Below are 11,387 nucleotides of genomic sequence, written 5' to 3'. Positions count from 1 at the left end.
CCAGAAGGTGACGCGCTCGCCTGCCTGGGACGGCTGTTTCGCGCGCTCGATCCTGGTTCCGCAGCGCCGGCAGGGGCGTCCCGCCCTCCCGTACACCCAGTGCTCCCGGCCGCGTCCCAGGTCACCCGTGGTGATGTGGCCGTGCCTGGCCTTGTTGGCGTCCAGGAGCCGGTGAGCGAGCTCCACCAGCGCCGGGAGGTCGGGAACGTCCCGGAGAGGGGTCCACGGGGACACGCCCCGCAGGAACAGGATCTCGGCCTTGTAGACGTTGCCGATACCGGCCAGGCGGGTCTGGTCGAGCAGCGCCTCGCCGATGGCGACCCCGGGGTGCTCGCCCAGCCGCGCGGCCGCCTCGGCGGCGAGCCCGGCGTCCCAGGCCGGGTCGAGCAGGTCGGGCCCGAGATGACCGACCGCCGCGTCCTCCTCGGCGGTGCGCAGCAGTTCGACCAGGCCGAGGGAGTATCCGGCCGCCTGCCACTCCGCGTTCGCCACCACGAGCCGCACACGGTGGTCGCGCGGCACGGGCCCGGCGCGGCGGATCTGCCAGCGCCCCTCCATCATCAGGTGGGTGTGGACGGTCAGCCCGCCCTCGACGCGGACGAGGAGATGCTTGCCCCGCGGCACCGCCTCCAGGACCGTCCGCCCGCGCAGGTCCGCGGTCGCGAGCCGGGGGACGCGGAAGTCCGAGCGCGTCAGCGGCCGCCCGGCGAGCGCCTCGTGCAGGCGCCGGGCGGTCAGCCAGACGACATCGCCCTCCGGCATGTGCCTCCTCCGGCCTAGATGAAGGAGGGGCTCTCCCAGGCGGACGGGTCTTCGGTCAGCTTGCGGACGGGCTCGGGCAGCTCACCGGCGGCGATGTGCGCGAGCTTGACCTGCTCCAGGATGGAGCGCTCGCTGGCCCGCAGGGCGATCCACACCTCCTGCAGGGAGTGGGCGGGGCCCTCGTAGCCGACGTGCTCGGGGCGTTCCCCCCGGACGCCGAGCAGCGGCCCGTCGATGGCGCGGATGATGTCGGCGAGGGAGATCTGCTCGGCCGGCCGCGCCAGCCAGTAGCCGCCCTCGGGGCCCCGCTGGCTCCGGATGAGGCCGGACCGGCGCAGCTGGCCGAGGATGTTCTCCAGGAACTTGGGTGGGATCTGCTGGGCGTCGGCGAGCTGGATCGCGGTCACCGGGCGGCTCCCGGCGACCGCCAGCTCGGCGGAGGCGCGCAACGCGTAGTCGACCCGGGCGGACAATCGCATGTGAGCATTATCCCTTGCCGACCGGACCACTTGGGAACCGTCGCGCGCCGACCCCCGCCGTCACAGCAACCCCGCAACAACCCGAACCACTGCGATCGCGTCCGAAGGCAGGTTTCGAGCCTGCGAGAAACCTGATCGCGCAGCGAGCCGCCAAGGCGAGTTCGGAGCGATGCAGCGATCGCACCGTAGTTCCCCGCCGAAGGGAGGGCCCTCCAGGGCCCGACCGCCAAGGGAACTACGAATCAACACAGCCCTAGTAGTTCGGCGGCGGCTTGTGCGTTGGCGGCGGCTGCGCCGTAGGTGGCCAGGTAGACCGCCGATCCGGGGCGCCAGACGGGCAGACCCATCTCCACGACGACGGTGTCCGGGCGGGCCGTCAGCAGGGCCGTGGCGAGCGCCCGCTGGCCCGTGTGCCGGTGCGCGTCCCGCAGCACGACCACCAGGCCGCGTCCGGCGGCGCGCTCCAGCACCCGGTCCGCCGCGCCGTCCGCTCCGTCGGCCCGGACGGCGTCGGGCGCCCACGGGCCGAGGCCCCACGGGGTCGGCCCGGCCGCGATGTTCGCGGTCGCCTCCGTCTCGACCACGAGCGGCGCCCCGTCCCAGCCGGGCAGTGCCCCCGTCACGCGGACGGCGCGGCGGGCGGCCTCCAGTCCGGCGGCCCGGTCGGCGGCGGCGGGGGAGCGCCCGGCGAGCCACTCCTTGAGCCGGCCGGTGCGCTCGGCGGCGTCCCGCAGCCGGTCCGGGGACAGCCGCCCGGTCCGCACCGCCTCGCCGATGGCCTCCAGGGTCGCCCGTACGGTCTCGGCGTGCTCGTTCGGGCCGAGGCACAGCAGGTCGGCGCCCGCGATGAGCGCCCGCACCGACGCCTCCGGGATGCCGATCGCGCCGCTCGCGCCCTCCATGTCGAGCGCGTCGGTGACGATCACGCCCTCGTAGCCGAGCCGTTCGCGCAGCAGGCCGGTGATCGCGTCGGGGGACAGCGTGGCGGGCACCCCGCGGGTGATCGCGGGCAGGTTGAGGTGCCCGGTCATCACTGCGCGGGTGCCGGCCTCGATCGCCGCCCGGAACGGGACCAGCTCGCGGCGTTCCAGCAGCTCCAGCCCGGCGTCGACGAGGGGGACCGACAGGTGCGAGTCGTCGACGGTCGCGCCGTGGCCGGGGAAGTGCTTCGCGCAGGCCGCGACGCCCGCCTCCTGCGTCCCGGTGACGGCCGCGGCGGCGTGCCGCGCGACGAGGGCCGGGTCGGAGCCGAACGCGCGGGTGCCGATCACCGGGTTGTCGTCGGCGGTGTTGACGTCGACCGACGGCGCGAAGTTGAGGTTGACGCCGACCTCGGCCAGCTCCGCGCCCAGCGAGCGGTAGATCCGCCGGGTCAGCCCGGGGTCGTCCACGGCGCCGAGCGCGGCGTTGCCCGGGTAGGGGCTGCCCGACCGGTGCCCGCCGAGGCGGGTGACGTCGCCGCCCTCCTCGTCGATCGCCACGAACGGGTCGCCCGCCTTGCGCAGCCCCGCGGTGAGCGCGGCGAGCGCCTCCGGGCTCGGCACGTTGCCGGTGAGGGCGAACAGCGTCACGCCGGCGAGTCCGGCCTCCAGCTCGTCCAGCAGCCAGCGCGGCGGGGTCGCCCCGGGGAACGAGGGGAGCAGCGTGCCGCGTGCCAGGCGGGCGATCTGCGACGTGGTCGCGATGTCGTCGGTCGTCACCCCTTCACCGCCCCGGCGGTGAGGCCGGACACCATGCGGCGCTGGACGAGCAGGAAGAAGGCGATGACGGGAATGGTGAGCAGCGTGGACGCTGCCATGATGGGCCCCCAGGCGTTGCCGCTGCGGCCGAAGAAGAACTGCAGCATGATCGGCAGGGTGTACTTGTCCTGGTCGTTCAGGAACGTGTAGGCGAAGATGAACTCGTTCCAGGCGGTGATGAAGGAGAAGATGCTGGTCGCGACCAGTCCGGGCGCGACGAGCGGGAGCATGACCGTGAAGAACGTCCGGATCGGTCCGGCGCCGTCGATGGCGGCGGCCTCCTCCAGTTCGCGGGGCACCGCCGCGACGAATCCGCGCAGCATCCAGATCGCGAACGGCACGGCGAAGCCGATGTAGACGAGCGTGAGCCCGCCCAGGCTGTTGAGCATGTCGAGGGTCTTGAGGTCCAGGAACAGCGGGATGACCAGCGCCTCCAGCGGCACCATCTGCACCACGATCAGCATGACGAGGAACGTGGTGCGGAACCGGAAGCGGAAGCGGGCCACGGCGGTCGCCGCCATCAGCGCGAGCAGTCCCGACACCAGGACGGTGGCGATGGCCAGCACGGCGCTGTTGCGGAAGTACTCCCAGAAGGAGACCTCGGCGATGCGGCCGTTCAGCACAAGGTCGAAGTGCTCCAGCGTGGGATGCGCGGGCAGCGGTCTCGGCGTCGTGCTGAAGATCTCGGTGTTGGGCTTGAACGCGGTCGACGCCATCCAGAAGACGGGGAAGACCGCCAGGACGAAGACGAACAGGCCCGTCGCGTTCAGCAGGATCTTCCTCAGCGATGAACGTCTCATTTCGTCTCCCCCTGACGGACCATCACCCGCACGTACAGGGCCGTGACGACCAGCAGGATCACCGTCAGCACCAGCGCGATCGCCGAGCCCATGCCGAGCTTCGGGTTCAGTGAGCCGAACGCCTCGGAGTAGGCGTAGAGCGACAGGTTGAACGCGTCGCGGTTGGCCATTCCGGACATGATGAACAGCTGGGTGAACACCTTGAAGTCCCAGATGATCGACATGACGACCAGCACCAGGAAGATCGGCTTGAGCATCGGGTAGGTGATGCTCCAGAACGTCCGCCACGGTCCCGACCCGTCCACCCGGGCCGCCTCGTACAGCTCGCCCGGCACGCTCTTCAGCCCGGCGAGCACCGACACGGCCACGAACGGGCACGCCTGCCAGACCACGCACACGGTGAGGACGGTGTAGGTGGACAGCGGCGTCGCGAACCAGTTGTGGTCTTTCCAGCCGCCGCCGACGAGGGCGTCGGGCAGCAGGTCCAGGGTCCAGTTGACCAGGCCCCCGGTCGAGCCGAACAGCCAGCTGAAGATGATCGCCGCGGTGACCGGCGGGGTCGCCCAGGCGACCATCACCCCGCCCGCGACGAACGCCGACATCCGCTTGCCGAGCCTGTTGAGCAGCAGCCCCACCAGCGTCCCGATGACCAGGGTGAGCGTCACCGCGACGACGGCGAACAGCACCGTGTGCCTGAGCGTCTGCCAGAAGAACGGGTCGTTGAGGATCTTCTCGAAGTTCCCGGTCCCCACCTGCTCGGCCGGCTCGCCGCGCAGCTGGCGGTTGCCGACCTTCTGGAACGACATGATCCCGATCTGGATCATCGGCCAGAACATCAGGACGGCGATCACGACGACGGTGGGCGCGATCAGCAGGTAGGGGCCCAGGCGGGGCCTGCGGCGGGGGCGCGCCCGGCCGGAGGGCTTCCGGCCGGGCGTCCTCCGCACCGCGGGAGCGGTGTCGAGCATGGACGTTCCGATCAGCTGGGTGCGGCGAGGCGGCGGGCTAGGACGCGTTGAGCAGGGTGCCCGCCTGCTCGTTCGCCTTCTTCATCTCCTCGGCGGCGGGCGCGCCCTGCATGATCGCCTTGATCGTGTTCGGCAGCACCTTCTTGGACTGCTCGAACTCGCCCCAGCCGGCGCTGATCGGCGGGAACTTGGTGTTGGACGAGATCTCGGAGAAGACCGCCAGCTTCGGGTCGGAGAACTTCACGTCCGAGCGCATGGACGAGAAGCCGCTGTAGTCGGCCCACGCCTTGGCGTTCTTGGCGTTGTTCAGGACCGTGATGTAGTCGAAGGCCGCGGCCTTGGCCTCGCTGTCGGCCCAGACGCCGAGGTCCGAGCCGCCCGCCATGACCGGGGCGTTGCCGCCGTTCTTGGCCGGGATCGGGAAGACGCCCCACGTGTCGGCGTCCTTCTCGGAGATCTTCTTCATCTCCTTGAGCGCCCAGCTGCCGTCGAAGTACATGCCGAGCTTGCCGAGCGCGAAGTCGCGCTGCGGGCCTTCCAGCTCGTTCTTGCCGATGTACTTCTCGGGCGCGACCTTCTCCTTGGCGACGAGGCCGGCGTAGTAGTTCGCCGCCTCGACGGCCTGCGGCTGGTCGAGCGTGCCCTTCCACTCGCCGTTCTCCTGGACCGCCACGGACCCGTTGTTGCCCCAGATGAAGCTGAGCAGCGCGTTGGTCTGGTCGCTCGGGACGCCGATGCCGGGCACGTTCTCGGAGTCCTGGATCTTCTTCGCCGCGGCCGTCAGCTCGGCCCAGTTCTTCGGGGTCCGGATGTCCAGCTTCTCGAACCAGTCGGTGCGGTACCAGACGCCCCGCACGCCGCCGTACCACGGCACCGCGTAGGTCTTGCCGTCCGCCTGGTCGTTGCCGAGCGCGGTCTTGTTGAGCGTCTTGCCGTCGGCCCAGCCGCCGAACTCCTCGGTGATGTCGGCCAGGCTGCCCTGCTCGATGTGGGACTGGACGTCGGTGTTGCCGATCTCGGTCACGTCCGGGCCTTCGCCGCCGGCGGCGGCCTTCTGGAACGTCGTGGCGACCTGGGGCCACGGCACGTACTTGATCTGGACGTCGGTGTTCGGGTGCTCGGCCTTGAAGTCGGCCTCCACGCCGTCCAGGAACTTGGTCTGCTCGGGGGTGCCTTCGCCCATCATCCAGACCTTGAGCTGCGCGGGGTCCTTGCCCGCTCCGTCATCGCCGCCGTCGTCGCCGCCGCAGGCCGCGGCGGCCAGGGCGATCGCGGCCGCCGCGGCCGCAACCTTGATGTACTTCACTGGGGGATCCTTTCCGGCTTCGGCTCGCGCGGCCTCGTGGCCTGCGGTGCGAGTGGACTCGGCGCGGACCCTTTAGGGTCCCAGCCATGCCCCTCTCGCGTTCGCGTCGCACTCGGGCGCCCTGCTCGCCAGTCGGCGCTCTGCGAGCGCCCCCTGCCCGGGGTACGGACCGGTCGGCGCCTGGGCGTAAACTAACAAGAAACTTTCCTAAACAAAACTGTTCGTTAGCGGATTGAGACATCGAGGGGTACCGCATGGCCGCCAACCGCCCGGGAACGCCGAGGCTGCTGCGTGAGCTCAACGACCGCGCGGCGCTGGACCTGCTGGTCGAGCAGGGGCCGCTGACCCGCGCGCAGATCGGCGAGCGGACCGGGCTGTCCAAGGTGACCGCGTCCCAGCTGCTCTCCAGGCTGGAGAGCCGCGGGCTGGTCACGGTCGTCGGATCCCAGGCAGGGGGACGAGGGCCGAACGCGGCCCTGTACGCGGTCGTCCCGTCCAGCGCCTACGTCGCGGGCGTGGAGGTGGGGCCGGACGGGGTCACCGCGGGGGTCGCCGACATCACCGGGCACATCGCCGCGCAGGTCACCGTGGACCCGAACGGCGCCGGCGATCCGGTGAAGATGGTGCACAACGCCGTCGTCAAGGCGTGCCGTTCGGCGAAGGTGGCGCTGCCGAAGCTGAGCGCGTTCGTCATCGGCACCCCGGGCGTGATCGACCCGGGGTCCGGGGACGTCCAGTTCTCCTTCGACCTGCCCGCCTGGCACGAGGGCGTCCTCGACGCGCTGAAGACCGACCTGCGCCGGCCGGTCACGATAGAGAACGACGTCAACCTCGCCGCGATCGCCGAACGCGCGTACGGCGCCGCGAGCGAGGCCGACGACTTCGCCCTCATGTGGTTCGACCGCGGGATGGGCCTGTCGCTGATGCTGGGCGGCCGGCTGCACCGGGGCCGCTCCGGCGGCGCCGGCGAGATCGGCTACCTGCCCGTCCCCGGGGCGCCGCTGCCGCTCGGCGCGGCCCGGCGCGGCCCGGCGGACGAGGGCGTGACCGAGTCGACGTCATGGGGCAGGGCGACCCTCGCCGGCGGCTACGGCGCCCTGGTCGGCGCGGACGCCGTCCGCGCGCTCGCCCACGAGCACGGCATCGCCGGGCCGACCGCGGTGGAGTGCGTCGGCGCGGCCGCCGCGGACGAGGCCCGCGGCGGCGCGTTCCTGGACGAGCTGGCCCGCCGCATCTCCTACGGCGTGACCTCGGTCAACATCGTCCTGGACCCCGGGCTCGTCGTGCTGTCGGGGAGCCTGGGCCGGGCGGGCGGTTCGCCTCTCGCCACCCGCATCGAAGAGATCGTCGGGCGGATCAGCCCGACCCGCCCGGCCGTGGCCGTCACGGGTGTGGAGGGCAACCCCGTCCTGCGCGGCGCCCTGTACGCGGCGCTGGAACAGGCCCGCGACGAGGTGTTCTCGGCGGAGGGCACGGCCTAGACGCGATGAGCGCCCCCGCCGGCGGCGGGAGGCGCTCGTCGGTTTCTCCGTGTCTCGGTACCTGCTCGGTGTCCCGGTACCTACTTGGCGGCGGTCGCGACGGGCCGCGGCTCGTGCCGCCGCGGGTCGTTGAGCGCGCGGTCGATGACCGTCCGGCTGATGATCTGGCGCCTGCGCCGGTCGGCGGCGGCCTTGCGTGCCGTTGGTGTCATGGTGAACCCCGTTCCGCGGCGGCGTTGTTCCCCCGTCGCCGCAAACCCCGTGATGAGTCGATGTTCTCAAACACGGGCTCCGGGCGGATCCGCCGGAGGAATGAAATCGAGGTCAGACCAAGTGCGGAGGGCATCGGGACGACCTGGGGCTCCGCACTGGGATCATGGCGGGGAAGGCGGTACCGTACCGGCCCGTTGGGAGAACCGTGACCGAGGAACCGAGGGGACGCCATGGCGCTGCGTGACCGGCTGCGGCGGCTCGTCCAGAAGCCGGGCAGCGTGGACCTCGCGCCGTTCCGCGCGCTGGTGGACGAGGCGGGCGCGCGGGAGCCCCGGATCACGGAGCTGTCCGACGCGGAGCTGACCGCCGCCGCGTCCGTCCTCCGCGAGGAGGAGGACCTGGCCGAGCTGTGCGCCCTCGGACGGGAGGCCGCCCGCCGGACGCTGGGGGAGCGGCCGTTCGACGTGCAGCTCATCGGGACCCTCGCCCTGCTGGCCGGGCACGTCGCCGAGATGGCCACCGGCGAGGGCAAGACCCTGTCGGGCGCGCTCGCCGCCGCGGGCCACGCCCTGCGCGGCCGGCGGGTCCACGTGATGTCGGTCAACGACTACCTCGCGCGCCGGGACGCCGAGTGGATGGGGCCCCTGTACGAGCTGCTGGGCGTGACGGCCGCCTGGGTCGGGCAGTCGTCGACGCCGGACGAGCGGCGCGCGGCGTACCGGGCGGACGTGACGTACGCGCCGGTCAGCGAGATCGGCTTCGACCTGCTCCGGGACCGGCTCGTCACCGACGCCGGCGACGTCGTGCAGCCCGAGCCGGCGGTCGCGCTGGTCGACGAGGCCGACTCGGTGCTCGTGGACGAGGCGATGGTCCCGCTCGTCCTCGCGGGCGCCGCCGACCTGGACGCCGCCGACCCCCGGTACGCCGACCTCGTCCGGCGGCTGCGGCCCGGCCTGCACTACGCCACCGACGAGGAGGCCCGCAACGTCCAGCTCACCGCGGCGGGGGCGCACGAGGTCGAACGCGTCCTGGACCTCGACCTCTACGCGCCCGAGCACCTGCGCACCCTCACCGCCGTGAACGTGGCCCTGCACGCCGAGGTGCTGCTGCACCGCGACGTGGACTACATCGTCCGCGAGGGCTCGGTGAAGCTGATCAGCGAGTCGCGGGGACGGGTCGCGCTACTGCAGCGCTGGCCGGACGGCCTGCAGGCCGCGGTCGAGGCGAAGGAGGCCCTGGAGGCGTCCCCGAGCGGGGAGATCCTCGACTCGATCACCGTCCAGGAGCTGATCGGGCGCTACCCCGTCCGGTGCGGCATGACCGGCACGGCCATGGCCGTCGCGGAGCAGCTCACGGAGTTCTACTCGCTGCAGATCGCGGTGGTCCCGCCGAACACGCCCTGCGTCCGCGACGACGAGCCCGACCGCCTGTACGCGACCGCCGCCGACAAGGAGGTCGCGCTCGTCGAGGAGATCGCCGCCGCGCACGCCGCCGGCCGCCCGGTGCTGATCGGCACCGGCGACGTCGCCGAGTCCGAGCGGCTCGCGCGCCGCCTCGCCCGCGCCGGGTTCGACCGCGTCGTGCTCAACGCCAAGAACGACGCCGAGGAGGCCGCGATCATCGCCGAGGCGGGGGCGTACGGCGCGATCACCGTCTCCACCCAGATGGCCGGCCGCGGCACCGACATCCGCCTCGGAGGCAGCCCCGCCTCCGCCGCGCCCGCCTCCGCCGCGCCCGGCACCGCCTCCGCCGACGCCGCCGGCAGCGACCACGACCGCGTCGCGGAGGCCGGCGGCCTCCTGGTCATCGGGACCGGCCGCTACCACAGCAGCCGCCTGGACGACCAGCTCCGCGGCCGCGCCGGCCGCCAGGGAGACCCCGGCGGCTCGGTGTTCTTCACCAGCCTCCAGGACGACCTCGTCACCCGCTACGCGCCCGACGAGAGGGTCAAGGCGGCCGGGGACGCCGAGGGGCTCGTCACCGACAAGGGCGCGCACTGGGTCGTCGGGCACGCCCAGCGCGTCGCCGAGGGCGTCGACCTCGAACTGCACCGCAACACCTGGCGCTACAACCACCTGATCGGCCTGCAGCGCCGCGAGCTGCTCGCCGAGCGCGACGCCGTCCTGCGGGGCGACGCGGCGGACCGGGCCATGGCCGCGGACGCGCCGGGACGGCACGCCGAGCTCACCGGGATCGCGGGTGCGGACGCCGTGGCGGCCGCCGCGCGCCAGGTCGTCCTGTACCAGCTCGACCGCTGCTGGGCCGAGCACCTCGCCTTCCTCGCCGACCTCCGCGAGGGCATCCACCTCCGGTCGCTCGGCCGCGGGCTCGACCCGCTGATCGAGTTCAACCGGGAGGCCGTCCCGGCGGGCAAGCGCCTCCTCGCCGACGCCAGGAAGCGCTCGATCGCCGCCTTCGAGGCGCTCACGGCGCCCGGGGACGGCATCGACCTCGACTCCGCCGGCCTCACGCGTCCGTCGGCGACGTGGACGTACCTCGTCCACGACAACCCCTTCGGCTCCCTCGACGAACGCGCCCTCCGCGGGCTGATCACCATGTTCAAGGGCCGCCGCCGCTGAATCCGGTCAGGCGCGCAGGCGCAGGCCGCGGGGGGTCGGGTGGAAGCCGGCGGACTCCAGCGCCGCGGCCAGCGGGGAGTCGGCGATCGCCGCTCCGTCGGCGCGCTCGACGGTCAGCTTCCCGAGCGCGCCCTCCCGGACGGCGAGTGCGAGCGCGTCCACCGCCGGCTGCACGACACCGGGATCGTCGTCCCAGCTCAGCAGCGTCCGGCCGCCGCGTTCGACGTAGAGGACGAGGCGGCCTTCGGTCAGCACGACCAGCGCGCCGGCCTTGCGGCCCGGCTTGTGGCCGCCGGCGGCCTCGTCGTCGCGCTCCGGCCAGGGCAGGGCCGCGCCGTACGGGTTGGCGGGGTCGGCGGCGGCCAGGACGAGGGCGCCGTCACCGGGTTTCCGCGGCGTCTCCCAGAGGGCGGAGATGTCGTCCGGGGGAGAGGCCGCGGCGGGACGGAGCGCGCGGAGCCGGTCGACGGCGCCCGGCAGCGCGAACTGCGCCGCCCCCAGCCCCTCGACGAAGTAGCCGCGCCGGCAGCGGCCCGTCTCCTCGAACGCGCGCAGTACCGGGTAGACGGCGGAAAACCCGCCGGGCGTCCGTTCCGCCGCGACCGCGCCCCGGATGACGATGCCGTACCGTTCCAGCAGCGCGTCCGCGAGCGCGTGCGACCGGAGCGTCGCGGCGGTCTCCCGTCCGGGGAGCGGCCACCACCGGCCGCCGACCGTGGGAGGGCCCGTCCGGGACGGCAGGACGGGACGGCCGCGCCGGGTCGTCCGGGAGCGGTGCGTGGGACGGCCGGAGCCGAGCGCGGCGCGCAGCGGCGCCATGGTGTCGTTGGTGAGATGCCCGGCCCACACGAGGTCCCACACGGCGGTGACGAGGTCGGCGTCGTTCGCGGTGACGTTCTGGTTCACCCGGTCGGACAGCGTGCGGAAGAACAGCGCGCCCCCGTCGGCGAGCGCGTCCAGCGCGGCCTGGTGCGCCGGCGTGAGGGTGATCTCCGCGGGCTCCGGCATGAGGAGCGGCGCCGTGTCGGCCAGGTAGAGCGCCACCCAGCCGTCCCCGCCG

9 protein-coding genes and 1 pseudogene are annotated in these 11,387 nt (G+C 73.0%); 2 read left to right on the top strand and 8 right to left on the bottom strand.

What is annotated here, in order from left to right:
• From E1281_RS30785 to E1281_RS30760, 6 genes are all read right to left on the bottom strand, one after another.
• On the bottom strand, positions 1-762 hold a 762-nt coding region (locus E1281_RS30785; RefSeq protein WP_131883230.1), incomplete at its 3' end, for a DNA-formamidopyrimidine glycosylase family protein.
• Between the two features lie 14 nt (positions 763-776).
• Positions 777-1,241: an Rrf2 family transcriptional regulator gene (locus tag E1281_RS30780; RefSeq protein ID WP_131883229.1), complete on the bottom strand. Its 465-nt coding sequence runs from the start codon at positions 1,239-1,241 to the stop codon at positions 777-779.
• A gap of 242 nt (positions 1,242-1,483) precedes the next feature.
• The gene (locus tag E1281_RS30775; protein ID WP_243717605.1) at positions 1,484-2,941 is read right to left on the bottom strand and encodes a glycoside hydrolase family 3 N-terminal domain-containing protein; all 1,458 of its coding nucleotides are present in this window, start codon (positions 2,939-2,941) and stop codon (positions 1,484-1,486) included.
• Positions 2,938-3,780, bottom strand: a complete 843-nt coding sequence (locus tag E1281_RS30770) for a carbohydrate ABC transporter permease (RefSeq protein ID WP_131883228.1) — start codon at positions 3,778-3,780, stop codon at positions 2,938-2,940. Before E1281_RS30770 ends, E1281_RS30775 begins: the two co-directional genes overlap by 4 nt.
• The gene (locus E1281_RS30765; RefSeq protein WP_131883227.1) at positions 3,777-4,748 is read right to left on the bottom strand and encodes a sugar ABC transporter permease; all 972 of its coding nucleotides are present in this window, start codon (positions 4,746-4,748) and stop codon (positions 3,777-3,779) included. Before E1281_RS30765 ends, E1281_RS30770 begins: the two co-directional genes overlap by 4 nt.
• 37 nt (positions 4,749-4,785) lie before the next feature.
• On the bottom strand, positions 4,786-6,054 hold the full coding sequence (locus E1281_RS30760) for an extracellular solute-binding protein (protein WP_131883226.1): 1,269 nt from the start codon (positions 6,052-6,054) through the stop codon (positions 4,786-4,788).
• 254 nt (positions 6,055-6,308) lie between these two features.
• Here E1281_RS30760 and E1281_RS30755 point away from each other — a divergent pair, with 254 nt between their 5' ends.
• On the top strand, positions 6,309-7,535 hold the full coding sequence (locus E1281_RS30755; protein WP_131883225.1) for an ROK family transcriptional regulator: 1,227 nt from the start codon (positions 6,309-6,311) through the stop codon (positions 7,533-7,535).
• 80 nt (positions 7,536-7,615) lie between these two features.
• On the opposite strand, the gene E1281_RS42705 is transcribed toward E1281_RS30755, so the two are convergent.
• On the bottom strand, positions 7,616-7,747 hold the full coding sequence (locus E1281_RS42705) for a hypothetical protein (RefSeq protein WP_279433667.1): 132 nt from the start codon (positions 7,745-7,747) through the stop codon (positions 7,616-7,618).
• A 231-nt stretch (positions 7,748-7,978) separates the two neighbouring features.
• On the opposite strand from E1281_RS42705, the gene secA2 reads away from it, so the two are divergent.
• Positions 7,979-10,327, top strand: a complete 2,349-nt coding sequence (gene secA2 / locus E1281_RS30750) for an accessory Sec system translocase SecA2 (protein ID WP_131883224.1) — start codon at positions 7,979-7,981, stop codon at positions 10,325-10,327.
• 6 nt (positions 10,328-10,333) lie between these two features.
• On the opposite strand, the pseudogene E1281_RS30745 reads toward secA2, so the two are convergent.
• Positions 10,334-11,387, bottom strand: a pseudogene (locus E1281_RS30745) (DEAD/DEAH box helicase); the annotation flags it as partial.

The sequence above is a fragment of the Actinomadura sp. KC345 genome (assembly GCF_004348515.1).
Lineage (GTDB): Bacteria > Actinomycetota > Actinomycetes > Streptosporangiales > Streptosporangiaceae > Spirillospora.
The sequence above is the reverse complement of the archived record's forward strand: the minus strand, read 5'-3'. Positions and strand labels throughout refer to the sequence as shown.

What these genes read in the sequence shown, in the direction of transcription:
- E1281_RS30755 (WP_131883225.1), top strand. Translation starts at nt 6,309, where the DNA reads ATGGCCGCCAACCGCCCGGGAACGCCGAGGCTGCTGCGTGAGCTCAAC.
- E1281_RS30770 (WP_131883228.1), bottom strand. Translation starts at nt 3,780, where the DNA reads ATGAGACGTTCATCGCTGAGGAAGATCCTGCTGAACGCGACGGGCCTG.
- secA2 (WP_131883224.1), top strand. Translation starts at nt 7,979, where the DNA reads ATGGCGCTGCGTGACCGGCTGCGGCGGCTCGTCCAGAAGCCGGGCAGC.
- E1281_RS30765 (WP_131883227.1), bottom strand. Translation starts at nt 4,748, where the DNA reads ATGCTCGACACCGCTCCCGCGGTGCGGAGGACGCCCGGCCGGAAGCCC.
- E1281_RS42705 (WP_279433667.1), bottom strand. Translation starts at nt 7,747, where the DNA reads ATGACACCAACGGCACGCAAGGCCGCCGCCGACCGGCGCAGGCGCCAG.
- E1281_RS30780 (WP_131883229.1), bottom strand. Translation starts at nt 1,241, where the DNA reads ATGCGATTGTCCGCCCGGGTCGACTACGCGTTGCGCGCCTCCGCCGAG.